This window comes from Bacillus sp. J14TS2 (assembly GCF_018333015.1).
Taxonomy (GTDB): Bacteria; Bacillota; Bacilli; order Bacillales; family Bacillaceae_C; genus Lederbergia.
This window is the reverse complement of sequence record NZ_BORE01000001.1, coordinates 71,017-87,572: the sequence shown is the minus strand read 5'-3', so window position 1 is coordinate 87,572 and position 16,556 is coordinate 71,017. Positions and strand designations below refer to the sequence as shown.

The 16,556-nt window shown below is 36.8% G+C and carries 13 protein-coding genes and 1 pseudogene; 13 read left to right on the top strand and 1 reads right to left on the bottom strand.

Going from position 1 to position 16,556, the window contains the following annotated elements:
- The first annotated feature begins 232 nt into the window (after window positions 1–232).
- The 8 genes and pseudogenes from KI375_RS00365 (at window position 233) to KI375_RS00330 (ending at window position 9,018) form a co-directional block, all read left to right on the top strand.
- Window positions 233–1,708, top strand: coding sequence for a CoA-acylating methylmalonate-semialdehyde dehydrogenase (locus KI375_RS00365; RefSeq protein WP_212971587.1), 1,476 nt, complete (start codon window positions 233–235; stop codon window positions 1,706–1,708).
- A 213-nt stretch (window positions 1,709–1,921) separates the two neighbouring features.
- On the top strand, window positions 1,922–2,740 hold the full coding sequence (iolB, locus tag KI375_RS00360; protein WP_212971586.1) for a 5-deoxy-glucuronate isomerase: 819 nt from the start codon (window positions 1,922–1,924) through the stop codon (window positions 2,738–2,740).
- Window positions 2,741–2,754: 14 nt separating this feature from the next.
- Entirely contained in the window at window positions 2,755–3,753 is a 999-nt protein-coding gene (gene iolC / locus KI375_RS00355) for a 5-dehydro-2-deoxygluconokinase (RefSeq protein WP_212971585.1), read from the top strand.
- Between the two features lie 14 nt (window positions 3,754–3,767).
- On the top strand, window positions 3,768–5,675 hold the full coding sequence (iolD, locus tag KI375_RS00350; RefSeq protein WP_212971584.1) for a 3D-(3,5/4)-trihydroxycyclohexane-1,2-dione acylhydrolase (decyclizing): 1,908 nt from the start codon (window positions 3,768–3,770) through the stop codon (window positions 5,673–5,675).
- 39 nt (window positions 5,676–5,714) lie between these two features.
- Window positions 5,715–6,590 (top strand): class II fructose-1,6-bisphosphate aldolase, encoded by an 876-nt coding sequence (fba, locus tag KI375_RS00345; protein ID WP_212971583.1) that lies wholly within the window; start codon window positions 5,715–5,717, stop codon window positions 6,588–6,590.
- Between the two features lie 38 nt (window positions 6,591–6,628).
- Window positions 6,629–7,657, top strand: a complete 1,029-nt coding sequence (gene iolG, locus KI375_RS00340) for an inositol 2-dehydrogenase (protein WP_212971582.1) — start codon at window positions 6,629–6,631, stop codon at window positions 7,655–7,657.
- 43 nt (window positions 7,658–7,700) lie between these two features.
- Window positions 7,701–8,055 (top strand): annotated as a pseudogene (locus KI375_RS00335) (IolE/MocC family protein); the annotation flags it as partial.
- Window positions 8,056–8,268: 213 nt separating this feature from the next.
- On the top strand, window positions 8,269–9,018 hold the full coding sequence (locus KI375_RS00330; protein WP_212971581.1) for a glycerophosphodiester phosphodiesterase: 750 nt from the start codon (window positions 8,269–8,271) through the stop codon (window positions 9,016–9,018).
- 155 nt (window positions 9,019–9,173) lie between these two features.
- Here KI375_RS00330 and KI375_RS00325 read toward each other — a convergent pair whose 3' ends face one another.
- Window positions 9,174–9,938, bottom strand: a complete 765-nt coding sequence (locus tag KI375_RS00325; RefSeq protein WP_212971580.1) for a DeoR/GlpR family DNA-binding transcription regulator — start codon at window positions 9,936–9,938, stop codon at window positions 9,174–9,176.
- 275 nt (window positions 9,939–10,213) lie between these two features.
- Between KI375_RS00325 and KI375_RS00320 the strand changes: the two genes are divergently transcribed.
- The 5 genes from KI375_RS00320 (at window position 10,214) to KI375_RS00300 (ending at window position 16,531) form a co-directional block, all read left to right on the top strand.
- Window positions 10,214–11,245, top strand: a complete 1,032-nt coding sequence (locus KI375_RS00320; protein ID WP_280528613.1) for a LacI family DNA-binding transcriptional regulator — start codon at window positions 10,214–10,216, stop codon at window positions 11,243–11,245.
- 542 nt (window positions 11,246–11,787) lie between these two features.
- Complete coding sequence (locus tag KI375_RS00315) at window positions 11,788–13,203, top strand: extracellular solute-binding protein (RefSeq protein WP_212971578.1); 1,416 nt, start codon at window positions 11,788–11,790, stop codon at window positions 13,201–13,203.
- A 290-nt stretch (window positions 13,204–13,493) separates the two neighbouring features.
- Window positions 13,494–14,369, top strand: coding sequence for an ABC transporter permease subunit (locus tag KI375_RS00310; protein WP_244852126.1), 876 nt, complete (start codon window positions 13,494–13,496; stop codon window positions 14,367–14,369).
- A gap of 2 nt (window positions 14,370–14,371) precedes the next feature.
- Window positions 14,372–15,238, top strand: coding sequence for a carbohydrate ABC transporter permease (locus KI375_RS00305; RefSeq protein ID WP_212971577.1), 867 nt, complete (start codon window positions 14,372–14,374; stop codon window positions 15,236–15,238).
- An 18-nt stretch (window positions 15,239–15,256) separates the two neighbouring features.
- Window positions 15,257–16,531: a CehA/McbA family metallohydrolase gene (locus KI375_RS00300; protein WP_212971576.1), complete on the top strand. Its 1,275-nt coding sequence runs from the start codon at window positions 15,257–15,259 to the stop codon at window positions 16,529–16,531.
- Window positions 16,532–16,556: the final 25 nt, after the last annotated feature.

Here is a 16,556-nt window from a genome sequence, read left to right as displayed (position 1 = left end):
GAAAATTAAGGGGAGAATACAAAAATTCAGGGGAAAATAAGGTTGACTGAAAGGGATTTTAGTTTTAATATATATTCAACATGTGACCAAAAGTTAACCAATACATGATAGGCATGAGGAGGAAAGCCCATAAAAAGTTTTAGGTAATACCAAAATGTTTTAACTGAATGATCTTGACTTCAATGCAGCCAAGAAGATTAATAATGATGTGACTATAAAGGAGGAATAAGAAATGACCGAGGTAGTAACAAAGGCAAAAAAGCTAAAAAACTATATAAACGGCGAATGGGTAGACAGTAAAACGGCTTATTATGAGCATGTTTATAATCCTGCTACAAAAGAAATCATTGCTCAAGTTCCGATTTCAACACAGGAAGATCTTCATTATGCAGCAGAAGTTGCCGCTAAAGCATTTGAAAAATGGAAGATTGTCCCTGTTCAAAAAAGAGCTAGAATTCTATTTAACTTTCAACAATTGCTCCAAAAAAATAAAGAAGAATTAGCTCGCATTATTACAATTGAAAATGGTAAAAATCTTACTGAAGCCTTAGGTGAGGTTGGACGCGGGATTGAAAATGTTGAATTTGCTGCGGGTGCTCCTTCGCTCATGATGGGTGATTCATTGGCAACGATTGCAACAGATGTAGAAGTAACAAATTATCGCTATCCAATTGGAGTGGTTGGTGGTATCACACCATTTAACTTCCCAATGATGGTACCATGCTGGATGTTCCCGATGGCGCTAGCAGTAGGGAATACATTTATACTGAAGCCATCCGAAAAAACGCCGCTGTTGGCGCAGAAGTTGGCAGAGTTGTTAGAAGAGGCTGGTCTTCCTAGGGGCGTATTTAATATTGTTCATGGTGCTCATGATGTTGTGAATGGAATTTTAGATCACCCTGAAATTAAAGTTATTTCATTTGTTGGGTCACAGCCAGTTGGAGAATATATTTATAAGCGAGGAAGCTCGAACCTTAAGCGTGTGCAAGCTTTAACAGGTGCAAAAAATCATTCCATCGTTTTAAATGATGCTGATTTAGATCATGCAACAACCAATGTAATTTCTTCCGCATTTGGATCAGCTGGGGAACGTTGTATGGCTTGTGCTGTTGTGGCAGTTGAAGAAGATGTTGCAGATGCTTTCCTTGAAAGGTTAAAACAAAAAGCAACAGATGCGAAAATTGGTAACGGTTTAGATGATGGGGTCTTCCTTGGTCCAGTTATAAGAGAACAAAATCAGCAGCGTACATTGAGCTATATCCAAAAAGGGATAGAGGAGGGTGCAAAATTAGTTTGTGATGGCCGTCATCATGTACCTGAAGGAGGATATTTTATTGGACCAACGATTTTCGATGAGGTCACAACAGATATGACGATTTGGAAAGATGAAATTTTTGCTCCTGTACTATCCGTCGTTCGGGTAAAAAATTTAAAAGAGGCAGTTGATACAACGAATCAATCAGAATTTGCCAATGGTGCCTGTCTTTATACATCAAATGCCTCATCTATTCGTTACTTCCGTGAAAATATTGATGCAGGTATGCTAGGGATTAATTTGGGTGTTCCAGCACCGATGGCCTTCTTCCCGTTCTCTGGTTGGAAGTCTTCTTTTTATGGAACACTTCATGCCAATGGAAAAGATAGTGTTGACTTCTATACTCGTAAAAAAGTAGTTACAGCCAATTACAAAGCACCAGTATTTGAATAAAACATTAAAAGTATGTTTAAAAAGGAGTAGAAAAGGGACCCATCTGCCAAAGTGGAGACCAAAAGGATGTTGGTCAGAACAGCGTTGCGCCAGGACAGCGCGAATTTAGCTGTTCATCCATAGGCTTCACCTTTGGAATATCCTCTAAAGGTAAAGCTATCATCCTATCAATCTTCACTTTGGATAAAATAACTACATGGAGGGTGAAATAAAGTGAGTACATTACTTCGAAAACCTAATTCAGTAGAAGCGTCATCTGGAGTCAAAATCGTTCATGAGGTGTCAAGTGAGAATTCATCATTAATATATGTGGGAATGAAGGTAGTGGATTTAGCCCCAGGCTCCAATTTTAGTGAGAAATTAGAAAAAGTAGAATGCTGCATTGTTGCTTTAACTGGAAAAATAAACGTAACTGACCATACAGAAACATTCGAAAATATAGGTATGCGGGAGAGTGTCTTTGAAAAGAAACCAACTGACAGTGTTTATATCTCAAATGATCGTTCGTTTGAAGTTAAAGCGGTTACAGATGCACGGATCATTCTCTGTTATTCGCCATCTGAGAAACAATTACCTACTAGACTGATAAAGGCAGAAGACAACAGTATCGAACATAGGGGGAAATATAATAACAAACGTTTGGTACATAATATTCTTCCTGACTCTGATCCAAGTGCCAATTGTTTACTAGTGGTAGAAGTCTTTACAGAAAGCGGTAATTGGTCTAGCTACCCACCTCATAAACACGACCAAGACAATTTACCGAATGAATCTTTTTTAGAAGAAACCTATTATCATGAAATGAATCCCAATAGTGGATTTGTCTTTCAGCGGGTCTATTCAGATGACCGATCGCTTGATGAAACAATGGCCGTGGAAAATGGCGATGTTGTGTTAGTCCCGAAAGGGTACCATCCTGTAGCAGTTCCGGATGGGTATGAATCTTATTATTTAAACATTATGGCAGGACCGAAACGTATCTGGAAATTTCATAATGAACCTGCCCATGAGTGGATACTGGAACGAAAATAAAGGGGTGCGACAATATGAAAATTGAGTTCAACTCAGATCGAGAATTTGACCTTATCGCAATTGGCCGGGCGTGCATCGATTTAAATGCAGTGGAATATAACCGTCCAATGGAGGAAACGATGACATTCAAAAAGTATGTTGGGGGATCACCAGCTAATATCGCCATTGGTACATCTAGATTAGGCCTAAAAGCAGGATTTATCGGTAAATTATCAGATGATCAACATGGCCGTTTTATTGAGCAATATATGAAAAGTGTTGGAGTAGATACGGATCATATGGCGGTTGACCAAGATGGTCATAAATCAGGATTAACGTTTACGGAGATTAAAAGTCCGGAAGAATGTAGTATTTTAATGTATCGCGAAGAGGCCGCGGATCTATACTTACAACCAAGTGAAGTGAGTGAGGAATATATTAAGAAGTCCAAAATTCTGCTTGTCTCTGGTACCGCTTTAGCTACAAGCCCTTCCCGTGAAGCTGTGCTGAAGGCTATTCATTTCGCTAAGAAACATGATGTGAAGGTTATATTTGAATTAGATTATCGTCCATATACATGGGGATCACCTGAAGAAACAGCTGTTTACTATACTTTGATTGCCGAACAAGCGGACATAGTTGTAGGAACACGTGAAGAATTTGATGTCATGGAAAATAGCGAAGATGGCAACAACGAAGCTACCGTAAGCCATCTGTTTACACACTCTCCAGAATTAGTTGTTATTAAACATGGTGTAGAAGGGTCATATGCTTATGCAAAATCAGGGGAAGTTTTTAAGGGGCGTGCATACTTAACAAAAGTATTAAAAACCTTTGGTGCAGGTGATTCTTATGCTTCCGCGTTCCTATATGCTCTACTGAATAGGAAAGATATAGAAACAGCTCTCCAATACGGTAGTGCTTCTGCGGCTATTGTTGTTAGTAAGCATAGTAGTTCGGAAGCTATGCCTACAGTAGAAGAAATTGAGAAATTAATTGCTGAACAATCGAATAAAGGCATTACGAATTTATAAGGGGTGAAACGTTCATGGGGAAAATTAGATTAACAACTGCGCAAGCCTTAGTTAAATTTTTAAACCAGCAGTATCTCCATGTTGATGGAGAAGAATTTCCATTTGTTGAAGGTGTTTTCGCTGTATTTGGACACGGAAATGTTTTAGGAATGGGTCAAGCACTTGAACAAGATGCTGGTCACTTACAAGTCATCCAAGGGAAAAATGAACAAGGGATGGCGCATGCCGCCATTGCTTATAGTAAACAAAAGTTACGCCAAAAGATTTATGCTGTCACGACGTCTGTTGGACCCGGATCAGCTAACTTAACAGCAGCTGCCGGTACAGCTTTAGCTAACAATATTCCTGTGTTGTTTATACCAGGTGATACGTTTGCGACAAGACAGCCTGATCCTGTATTGCAACAAATCGAACAGGAATATAGCTTTACGGTTACGACAAATGATGCCTTAAAACCTGTATCTCGTTATTGGGATCGAATTACGCGTCCTGAGCAGTTAATGTCAAGTTTAATTCGCGCTTTTGAGGTCATGACAGACCCAGGAAAAGCTGGTCCTGCAACCATTTGTATTGCACAAGATGTAGAAGGTGAAAGTTATGATTATGATGAAGACTTCTTTAAAAAACGGATTCATTATTTAGATCGTAAAGTGCCGGTCGAGCGGGAACTAACAAGAGCGGTGCAACTGATAAAAGCGAGCAAAAGGCCTGTTATCCTTGTCGGTGGCGGTGCTAAGTATTCAGGAGCACGTGACATCTTAATGTCCCTATCGGAAAAATATAATATTCCATTAGTTGAAACACAGGCTGGTAAAGCAACGGTAGAATCTACATTTAAAAATAACTTGGGTGGATTGGGTGTTACGGGCACACTTGCGGCAAATAAAATAACACGTCAGGCTGATTTATTTATTGGGATCGGTACGAGATATACAGATTTCTCGACATCATCCAAAACTGCATTTAATAATGAAGCCAAGTTTTTAAATATAAATGTTAGCCGTTTACAAGCATATAAGATGGATGCCTTCCAAATAGTGGCAGATGCTAAAACGACATTAGATCAGCTGTTGCCTCTTTTAGAAGGATATGAGAGTGAGTTTGGCCACACAATTACTGAATTTAAAGAAGAATGGAATGCTGAGCGTGACCGCCTAAGCAAGGTAACATTTACTCGCGATAATTTTGAACCAGAAGTAAAAAATCACTTTACACAAGATAAACTAAATGAATATTCCGATGCTTTACATACAGAATTAGTGCAAACGACCGCATTAGTTGCTGTAAATGAAGTGATTGATCCAAACAGTATCATTATTGCTTCTTCAGGATCTCTTCCAGGAGATGTGCAGAGGATCTGGAATCCTATTGTCCCTAATACGTATAACGTGGAATATGGTTATTCTTGTATGGGGTACGAAATATCCGGTGCATTAGGCGTTAAATTGGCTGAGCCAACAAAAGAGGTATACTCACTTGTGGGTGATGGCAGTTTTCTAATGTTGCACTCTGAATTCATTACAGCTATTCAATATGGTTATAAAATAAATGTCATTCTTTTTGATAACTCCGGATTTGGTTGTATTAATAATTTGCAAATGGATAACGGCGGTGGTACGTACTTCACAGAATTTAGAACCCATGATAACAAAATCTTAAATATAGATTATGCAAAAGTGGCGGAAGGATATGGTGCGAAAACCTATCGTGCCAATACCATTGAGCAATTGAAAGAGTCGCTAGAGGATACGAAAAAGCAAGATGTATCTACATTAATTGAAATGAAAGTCCTGCCTAAAACCATGACAGATGGTTATGAAAGCTGGTGGAATGTTGGCGTGGCAGAAGTATCCAATAAGGAGAGTATTCAAAAAGTATCTGAGTTAAGAAAACAAAAACTTGAAACAGCTAAACAATATTAAAAGCTATTAATTAATTTGATTCCGTGGAAAGAGGTGAGGATGGAGTTGACATTAGTAACGACAAGATTAGTTTCGATGAAAAAGATACTTCTAAAAGCGAAACAAGAAAAATATGCCATTGGTGCATTTAACATCAATAGTTTTCAATGGGTTGAAGCCATTTTGGAAGGAGCTCAAGAGGAGAATTCTCCTGTTATTGTCGCATCTTCTGATCGATTAGTAGATTATTTAGGGGGATTTCAGACGATCGCTACAATGGTAAATAGGATTGTTGAACAAAAGAATATTACTGTACCAGTCGCTTTACATTTAGATCACGGACCCAGTGTGAAACGCTGTATAGAGGCTATACATGCTGGTTATACTTCCGTCATGATTGATGGATCCCATCAATCAATTGACAAAAATATTGAAATGACAAAGCAGGTCACGGATTACGCAGGACCTTACGGTGTGTCTGTTGAGGCAGAAGTTGGAACAGTCGGTGGTAACGAGGATGGACTGATTGGCGGTATTCAATATGCAGACCCAATGGAATGTTTGCGAATTGTAAACGAAACGGGGATAGATGCTCTAGCAGCCGCTCTAGGCTCTGTTCATGGGCCATATCAAGGTGAGCCAGTATTAGGATTCACAGAAATGAAGAGAATCTCAGAATTAACGAATGTCCCGCTTGTTTTACATGGGGGTTCAGGTATCCCTGATCATCAAATCAAAAAAACGATTAAGCTGGGACATGCGAAGATTAATGTAAATACGGAATGTTTGCAAGCTTGGACGCAAGCAATTCGCGAAATACTGGATAAAGATAGATCACTATATGATGCTCGTACCATTCTCTCCCATGGAAAAGAAGCAGTCAAACAAACAGTAAAAGATAAATTGAGAGAGTTTCAATCAAGTAATAAGGCTTGATTGAAACTAAATTTTGAGAGACCGGGAGGCAATGCCTAATGACTAACATTAGGATAGGAATTGTTGGATTGGGACGACTTGGGAAAATACATGCTATGAATATAGTCAAACATACACAAGGTGCAGAACTTTATGCCGCTTGCAGTCTTGAAGAAGAAGAATTAAAGTTTGCAAAAAGTAAATTAGGCGTAAAAGAAACGTACAAATCATATGAGGAAATGGTGAATAACCCAAATCTTGATGCAGTATGTATTGTGTCACCATCGGGATTTCATCCTAAGCAAATTTGTTTAGCGATGGAAAAGGGATTACATGTATTTAGTGAAAAACCCCTTGGATTAGATGTAAAGGAAATTGAAAGAACGATAAAAGTTATTAATGCCCATCCCCAACAGATTTTTCTGCTTGGTTTTATGAGGCGTTATGATGAATCCTATCAATACGCTAAGAAACTCGTGAATGAAGGTGAATTAGGTGAACTGACGGTTGTCCGTTGTTACGGGATAGATCCCCATTCTGGATTAGAAAGTTTTGTCAAATTTGCAGGAGCAAGCAATAGTGGTGGGTTATTTGCCGATATGTCTATTCATGATATTGATTTAGTTCGATGGTTTACAAAAAAAGAAATAAGTCGTGTTTGGGCAATGGGAAAAAATGCAGCCTATCCTGAATTAGATAAAGTGAATGAATTAGAAACGGGGGCGGCAATGATGCAATTGGAAGATCAAACGATGGCGATTCTAGTTGCAGGCCGGAATGCTGCTCATGGATATCATGTTGAGACAGAACTAATTGGTACAAAAGGAATGCTGCGAATCGCAACTGTACCTGAAAAGAATTTAGTGACCGTTTTTAATGAGCATGGCGCGATCAGACCAACATCGCAGAATTTCCCTGAACGTTTTCAGGAAGCATTCAAAAGTGAAATGAATGAATTTGTAGCATGTATTAAGGAAAAGCGCCAACCAGAAGTGAGTGCTGTTGATGGATTACAAAGCACTAAAGTGGCAATTGCCTGTCAAAAATCCATTGAAACAAAGGGAATTGTTGGAATAGATGTAAAATAGGCTTAAATATTGAATGATTTAATCATTGAAGAGAGAATTTGTCATGCAGATGAGTGATAGAATTAAATTTGCCTGTGCGCTGATCGCATGGACAAATGATGATATGCCAGAGCTTGGACAAGAAAATACATTTGAACAGTGTATAAGTAAAATGGCGCTAGCAAGCTATTCTGGAACAGAAATCGGTAATAAATACCCTAGGGCGCCAGAAGTGCTAAGAGAATTTTTGGAAATAAGAAATCTTGAAGTGGCAAGTGCCTTGGTTTAGTAGCTACTTAACCATAAAACCTTTCGAAAAGACAAAAAAGGCATTTATTTTTCATCGCGATTTTTTACATGCAATGGATACAAAAGGGATTGTTGTATCTGAACAGGGCCATAGCATTCAGGGACTCTTAAAGTAAGAAAATATATAGGTCGTTTGATGGAACCCAGTAATGCATGAAATAAAATAAAAGAGCTTTTCTCAGTGATCATGAGTAAAGGTCGCCTTTCACTTAATTAGCCATTATAAGTTGTATAGTGAGATTGATCAGGTAATTTTGTATAATATGAATTTAAAAAGTTAGTTGTAAATCTAAAAGTAAATTTGGAAAAAGAGGAGAAATAATATGGTTTTTCCCTTAATTACTGCTCACACTGGATGCATGAACCAACCCGATAATTCATGGCAATCTATTCTTTCAGCGTTTAAGTCGGATGCCGATATCCTTGAGGAGGATGTTCGAGCGACGAAGGATGGGGAGGCTGTGCTCTTTCATGATGATCATTTGATCGATACATCTGGACGTAGCTGGCAGATTTCTCAAATGACAATGGAAGAGCTTGAACAACTTGAAGTAATTACGCACCATGGTGCGAGAGAAAATGCTATGCGGATTGTTAGGTTGGAGCAATTATTAATTTTACTCAAAGGATCAGGGAAAAGGGCAAATCTTGATATTAAGGATAATCATTCACCTAAAAGAGTAGCTGAACTTGTAAAACATTATTCACTTTTTGGTCAAGTATTATTGTCAGGATGTGAGGAGAAAAGGGCCCGTTATGTGGCTGAAAAATATCCTGACTTAAAAATGCTACTTAATGTAAATGAAAAACTTTTTAAAACGCACTCTTATATCCGCGCTCTTGATCAAACATGTGAAGCGGCACTTTCTACAGGTTGTTTCGGTATCAATATTAATTATAAGCTTTGTCGCAAAGAATTAGTGACAAAGGCGCAGGAATTAGGATTGCATGTGTACGTTTGGACAGTTATGAATCAGGATGACATGCTTAGAATGGCAAAGCTTGAAGTAGATTCGATTACGACTAAAAATGTGCCCGAATTACTTCGCTTAAAACGCGATTGGATTAATTAGGAGAAAAGAGAAAGATTAAAATAGTTAAAGGGACTGGGACATAAGTATTTTCGTCAAAGAAAAGACCGAACTATTAGGGCGTATATACCCCCGCTTTGGAAATGCATTGTTCGTCTAAGTTTAACGTTTTAATTATGTCCCATCCTCGTTTTGGGTTATTCAGCAATAATGAGTTGAATATTGTATTTTTTTGCATAGCCTTGATAAACTTCACTTGGCATTATATCGGTTATTACGTAGTCGATATCTTCCAACTGGCTGTAAGTCATTAACCCATATTTGTCAAATTTATCATGATCTACTAGTAAAAACACTTCTGAGCTTCTGTTCACTATGGAAGTTTTTAATTCACTTTCAAGTGGTGATGCGTTCGTCACACCATTTAATAAGGAAACACCTGTTGATGCCATAAAAGATTTATTAATATTATAAGCATTTAAAACATCCATATATTTTAAGCTTCCAAACGAATTTGTTTTTCTTTCAAGGATGCCTCCAGCTGTAATCACATTTAAATTTTTGTATGGGAGTGCACGGATAATAAAATTAAGATTATTGGTTATCACCGTAATTTCCTTTTCTTTAATATATTCCGTCATCCCAATTGTTGTGGTTCCGGAGTCAATAAAAATGATATCTCCATCTTTAACGTAATCGGCTGCTGCTTTCCCAATCTTTTCCTTTTCTGATTGACTACGAACTTGGCGGTCATAGAAAGATTCTAACTTTGCACTTTTGTCATCATCTACAGTAACACCGCCATAAACCTTTTTTAGGTACCCTTTTTCAACAAGCTCTTGAATATCACGCCGAATCGTGTTTTTAGATACTTTAAATACATTTGTCAATTCATCTAACGATACAGACTTATGCTCAGTAACATACGCTTTAATTTTATTAATCCGTTGATCTTTAATCATTCCTATATTACCCCTTTATTGATTTAACGTTAATAGCCAGCTTTAGAGATATTTATAATATATATTACCAACAAATAACCAAAACTTCATCAAAAAAGTAAATAAAGGTATTGCTATTTTTCTAAATACTCCCTATAATGAAAACGTGATCATTCGTTAAACCGGTTTAATAAACATGTCTTACACTCGTAAACATTTTAAAAAAATTAAGTGGTTTTTTGCCATTATTTTATCAATAGAGATATACTTTGGTTGGTTAACTTTTAATTAAATTATTGTCAGTTAAAGGAGTTAATATGGTCACTATAGATGATGTTGCCAAAAGGGCTGGTGTTTCAAAGGGAACAGTTTCCAATGTGTTTAGTAAAAAACGACCTATCAGTACGGAAGTGACGGAACGTGTTTTGAATATCGCAAAAGAATTGAACTATGTACCAAACCATATTGCCAGAAGCTTAGCAATTAAAAAAACGATGGTTATTGGTTTGAAAATGCAAACGACAGATTTTGAGTTAAGTGGCTTTGATTTAAAAGTTATTAATGGTGTAGTAAAAAAGTGTACAGAAAATGGATACCGCGTACTGCTTGACAGGGTATTTGAGAGTGAAGAATCAGCCCTATATTCAAGGGATCCTGTGGATGGAATAATTTTATTAAATCCAAAAGATGATGACCCAAGAATACGCCAATATAAGAACAGTAATTTGCCATTTGTAGTAATAGGCAGGCCGGGAAAAAATGATCATGATACAAGATTTGTAGATAATAATAACATTAAAATAGCTAAAGAAGTCGGTGAATATTTAATTGACATCGGTCACCAAGAAATTCTTTTTCTAAATGCGGCCAAAGACATGACAGTGGCTACAGATAGAAGAGAAGGTTTTAAATTAGCATATGAAAATTATGATCTCCCATTTAAAGAGGCAAATATCGTATATAACAATCAGATAAAACACAAGAGCGCTTCAGATTTTGGATTTTATAGTCTTCTAGAAGTGTATGACAAAAAAGCACACACAGCTATTATAGCTGACACCGATCGAGTTGCTCTTGGGGTGTTGCGTGCTGCAAGGGAATTAAATCTTGAAATTCCCAATTACTTATCATTAATTGCACTTAGTAATAATGAAACCCTTGCAATGGAAACTACACCGAAGTTTACAAGTGTTGAATTGTACCCGGAAAAATTGGGGGAAGAGGCTACAGAGGTATTAATTAATGTATTAAATGGTAATTTAGCTCCTAAGAAAAAAATAATAGCAGCAAAATTAGTTATTAGAGAGTCTTGTAAAACATTAACGTGATAAAAAAGTAAAAAAATAACGTTCAATTCGGAAGGTACATACAATCTATACCTTCCTTATGCACTTCATTAAACCGCTTTAATGAAATTGGATGACTAGGGGGGGAGGGATTCGAGCGATAAGGTAATTGATCGAACAGGAAAATCTAGAATTACGAGACTCCGGAGGGAATTTTCGCATGATTTGTTGATTGTGTGGAGGTCACAAGCAACAAATTTCCATAAACAACCTTATAGAGTGGTTTCACAAAAGTGTTGCAGTTAATATTGCAATTTAGGTTTTTTATCGTATTAAGGTGTAAAAAGTGATTTTAAAGGCTTGACCGCTTTAAGCTATTTAGTCGACATATTTCGATATGTATTTACAAAAAAATTACCTACCTTTCATCTAGAACTAACAATAAGAGTATACATTGTAAGTGTAAGGCAAATTGAAAGGGGTGATGTGTTTAATATAACAGTTGAATATTTGCTTGAAGAAAGTGAAAAGGATGTCTCTTGGGAGGTCAATGATATGAACATAGTGGGGAGAGGTGGAAACAAATGAGGAGAAATAAATGGTATTTTCTTGTATTAATTCTATCCGTTTTTATGTTAATTGCCACAGCATGTGATTCCGGAAAAACATCAACTGGAGGTTCAGATAAAAACGATAAGCAGTCCGAAGAAAAAACATTACGAATAATGTCCAATGTTGTTGGTGGAAAAACGCCTGAGGAAAATAAGCTATTCCTTGAGGAGATTGAAAGATTAACAGGAATAAAAGTTGATATGGTAAAGCCACCATCAGATTATAGCCAGAAGTTATTGGCAAGTATGTCTTCTGGAGATAAGTTTGATTTGTTATTAGTAACAAAAGACTTAATGGACAGATTAGTTGACCAAAATATTTTAACTGAATTAAACGACAAAATCGAAGGATCACCTACCTTATCTGATCCAAGTGTAATTCCAACTGAAGAATGGGATCTAATTAAATATGATGAAGATAAAATTTATGGAGTATTTAATAAATTCGAAGGTGGAACCATGCCAGTTGTTCGCCAAGACTGGATGGAAAAGTTGAATTTAGAAGAACCGAAAACCTTGGATGATTTTTATAACGTGTTTAAAGCATTTAAAGAACAGGATCCAGATGGAAACGGTAAGGATGATACATATGGTCTTGCAACAGCAGGTCTATACGATATCCAACCGTTTTTGAGTGCAGAAGGTGTTAAGTATAAGTACGTCATTAATGATGATGGTAAAAGAACGATACCAATATCCACCGAAAAGGCTGTGCCTGTACTTGAATGGCTTGCAAAACTATATGATGAAGGTCTTTTAGACCCAGCTTTTGCAACAAATGGTGGGGGAGAAATGCAGCAACTATTTTTATCAGATAAAGTAGGTATGGTCACATACTGGGATGCATGGGTTGGGTTATTTAATCAGAAACGTCAATCAGAAGACCCTGATACCGAATTTGAAGCAAAAGGATTGCCTGGTGCAATTGGTCCTGATGGTGGAATGATCTTAAGGCGTGGTGACCCTAGTGTTTGGGTAATGCCGGTAAATGCCGAACATACTGAAACAGCCATGGAATTTTTAGAGTTTTGGCACTCAGAGGAAGGTAATATTTTAAGTACTTTAGGAATAAAAGACCATGACTATACAGTAGAAGATGGCCAATATGAATTAACCGACATAGGTGAGGAACACAGTATGGATCATGGAGTTGTTACCCCTAATAATACAAACTGGGAAAACCCGATTGAAGTAATGCCGGGAATTCAGGAAGCACAAGAAATCATTTTGGAAAATGCTACGCTAGAAGTTGCTACATCTGATTGGGTAGAAGCAGAAAAAATTGTTGAAAATTATGCATTTAAAGCAATTATGGGTGAATTGTCAGCAACAGATGCAGTCAAAAAAATGCATAGTGAATTATTATCTGCAAATTTGATTGATGAATAATATATGTGAAAAGTAATAGCTTGAATCTTGGAATTTAAGCTACTTTTGAAATATTTTTAAAAAGAGTCTTTCTCCAAAAATCAAATAGGTAAGTAGTAATATTAACTAACCTAAGATTGGGGAAAGGCCCTTTCTCTTTGGATGAGCTGTCAAAGAAACATGTTTTCATCCAAGTTCTATATAATTAGACATTCCCAATGCTTGGTTTTTTCCAGCAAATGAATTTTGGCTGTGCATGTTTAATGACATCTCTTTCCTCTTAATTACAAATTTAAAGGTGGTGACCTTCATTGAAGATACTTCGTGAAAAGGCTTGGCTCTATTTGATGATACTACCAGTCGTTATTTACTTTCTGTTATTTTCATATTATCCATTAATTAGGGGGTTTATAATTAGTCTCCAGGACTTTAAATTGATTGGTGACTCGCCGTTTATTGGATTTGAAAATTATGTAACTGTATTAAAAGACCCAGTATTCTGGAGAGCTATGGTAAACACATTAATTATAGGTGGAGGGATTTTATTTATCGGATTTGCTTTTCCGATTATAGTAGCAATATCGTTAAATGAGGTTATCAGTACGACGTTTAAAAAGATCACTCAAATGATCATTTATTTGCCTCATTTATTTTCATGGGTAATCGTTGGGGGAATATGGATATACATGTTGGCACCAGATGGTGGAGTTGTGAATGAAATTATTAAATACTTCGGTGGAGAACCAATCTACTTTTTTACAAGGGGATGGTTGGCACAACCGTTAATGATTTTCACCGCCATATGGAAGGACATGGGCTTTTTATGTATTTTATATTTAGCTGCTATTGTGGGAATTAGTCCAGAGCTTTATGAAGCGGCAAAAATAGATGGGGCCACAAGATGGCAAGAAATTCGCCATATTATGATTCCACAGTTATATCCTACTATGATCGTTGTTTTTCTATTAAATTTATTAGGTGTTTTAAAGATATTTGACCAAATTTTCATTATGAGAAACTCTTCAATTGCTAGCAAGGTTGATGTATTAATGATCTATACGTATGAAAAAGGGATTAATCAGTTCGACATGGGAATAGCAACGGCAGCCTCGTTTATTGTTATTGTTGCAACATTAGTTCTGGCTTTGATTGCAAGGAAAATCACAAGATATGGTGAGGAGGTTTAGTTATGGATTCATGGAATAATAGAGGCTGGAAATATAAGACTATTTACATTATTAATCTACTTTTCTTATTGCTACTAGTTGCAACAATGATTATCCCATTGCTATATACACTGACTGTTTCATTATCAAGTGATTTAGGTTCAATGGAACCTGGAATTAAACTATTCCCTAAGGAAATCGTTTTTGATGGTTTTGTCACAATTTGGAATAAAATGGATCTTTGGCTTCCTTTTTATAACAATGTTAAAGTCACAATAATCGGTACTTTCTTTCACGTATTTCTGTCAGCCATGGCGGCGTATGTATTAATTCAAAGGAAACTGCCAGGTAAAAATATCTTACTTATATTCATCTTAGCTACAATGACAATCCCAGGAGAGGCCATTATGATTCCTCTTTATATTGTTAATAAAGATCTTGGTTTGCTTAATACATTGTCTTCATTAGTAATTAATGGAATAGCGTCAGGCTTTAGTATTCTATTACTACGGAATTTTTTCCAAAGCATTTCATATGACTTGGCGGAATCTGCAAAGATAGATGGGGCTGGTGATCTAAGAATTTTCTTTACTATTTATTTACCGTTAGCAAAACCGGGTATAGCCACCATCACGTTATTTGAATTTGTTGGTAAATGGAATCATTTCTTGCCAGCATTACTTTATATAAATGATGATCATAAATACACATTGCAGATCGCATTACGCTCAATCATATTATCAAACGATGCAACGTCAAGTGGTGATTTACTCACACCGAATGTTTCGATGGCGGGGATTGTGATTGCGATTCTTCCATTGATCATTATCTACCCTTATGCCCAAAAGTATTTTGTGGAAGGTATTATGCTAGGTTCGACCAAAGAATAACCGCGAGGAGGAAATATTATGAATAATCATCCAAATGCAAAGTGGAAAGAAACTTTTATAAGGCAAATTGCACAGGAAGAGCAGGAGCAATATATTGAAGTGAAGTTTTCTGTTCCCGAGAATATTGAGAGTATTCATGTGAAAATGGAAGTAACGAGTGAAAATCCCTCCGAAACGGTCATAGATTTGGGTGTAAGAGACTCTAACCGTGTTCGAGGTTGGAGCGGTGGAGCACGCGCGCATTTTTATATTAGTGAGACTAGTGCAACTCCTGGATATTTACAAGGGACATTACAAAAAGGAGAATGGGCAGTCCTGCTTGGAAGCTATAAGGTGCAGCCAAATGGTTGTGAAGTAAAATTGGAAATTGAATATACTCCAAAAATCTATCGATGGTTAAGAGGCGATTTGCATCTTCATAGTGTTCACAGTGATGGTACATATACATTAAAGGAAAGCATTGAAATAGCTGAATCACTACAATTGGATTTTATCGCCTTAACGGATCATAATACATCAAGTCAAAATTATGCGCGACCACGAGATGCAAAGATAACCATCATACCAGGTATGGAACTAACGACGAATAAGGGTCATTTAAATCTTTTAGGAGTAGAAGATCCTTTGCAAGATTTCAGAGTAAATAGTGACCTGGAGCTTGCTCAACGTTTAAAAGAGGCAAGAAAAAATGGAGCTGCGATTACACTTAATCATCCATACTGTCGTTATACCGGTTGGAAATGGGACTGGAATTTTGATTACGATTTTGTAGAGATTTGGAATGGTCCGTGGAGAGAAGATAATCAAAAAGCCTTAAATTGGTGGCAACAGGAACTTTCTAATGGAAGAAAACTGGTCGCAATTGGCGGAAGTGATACCCATCGTCCAGATCCGTTTGTCAAACACGGGGGGCCAACAACTTGGGTATACAGTAAATCTAAAAGCCAGGAAGATATTTTGAATGAAGTTCATCAAGGCCATGTTCATATTAGTTATTCGCCAACCGGTCCTCTCATTGAAATGGAATGCGGGAATAGCATGATGGGTGACACTTGTGTCAAATCTAATGAAACAATTGATGTAAAGGCGAGTAGGATAAAAAATAAAGATATCATCAAAATTTATACCAATAAAGGTTTAGAGCTAGAGAAGATAATAACAAATGATGAACAAGTAGAATTAAAAATTAACAATGATAACCGTACCTTTTATAGAGGAGAAATTTGGCGATATTTTTCCGAAGTAGATGAATACTTATTGGCTGCATTATGTAACCCCATTTATTTTGATTAACATTGGTACAGTTAAAGAAAAGCAA

What these genes read in the sequence shown, in the direction of transcription:
- iolG (WP_212971582.1), top strand. Translation starts at nt 6,629, where the DNA reads ATGACTAACATTAGGATAGGAATTGTTGGATTGGGACGACTTGGGAAA.
- KI375_RS00300 (WP_212971576.1), top strand. Translation starts at nt 15,257, where the DNA reads ATGAATAATCATCCAAATGCAAAGTGGAAAGAAACTTTTATAAGGCAA.
- KI375_RS00330 (WP_212971581.1), top strand. Translation starts at nt 8,269, where the DNA reads ATGGTTTTTCCCTTAATTACTGCTCACACTGGATGCATGAACCAACCC.
- KI375_RS00365 (WP_212971587.1), top strand. Translation starts at nt 233, where the DNA reads ATGACCGAGGTAGTAACAAAGGCAAAAAAGCTAAAAAACTATATAAAC.
- KI375_RS00305 (WP_212971577.1), top strand. Translation starts at nt 14,372, where the DNA reads ATGGATTCATGGAATAATAGAGGCTGGAAATATAAGACTATTTACATT.
- KI375_RS00315 (WP_212971578.1), top strand. Translation starts at nt 11,788, where the DNA reads ATGAGGAGAAATAAATGGTATTTTCTTGTATTAATTCTATCCGTTTTT.
- iolC (WP_212971585.1), top strand. Translation starts at nt 2,755, where the DNA reads ATGAAAATTGAGTTCAACTCAGATCGAGAATTTGACCTTATCGCAATT.
- iolD (WP_212971584.1), top strand. Translation starts at nt 3,768, where the DNA reads ATGGGGAAAATTAGATTAACAACTGCGCAAGCCTTAGTTAAATTTTTA.
- fba (WP_212971583.1), top strand. Translation starts at nt 5,715, where the DNA reads ATGGAGTTGACATTAGTAACGACAAGATTAGTTTCGATGAAAAAGATA.
- KI375_RS00325 (WP_212971580.1), bottom strand. Translation starts at nt 9,938, where the DNA reads ATGATTAAAGATCAACGGATTAATAAAATTAAAGCGTATGTTACTGAG.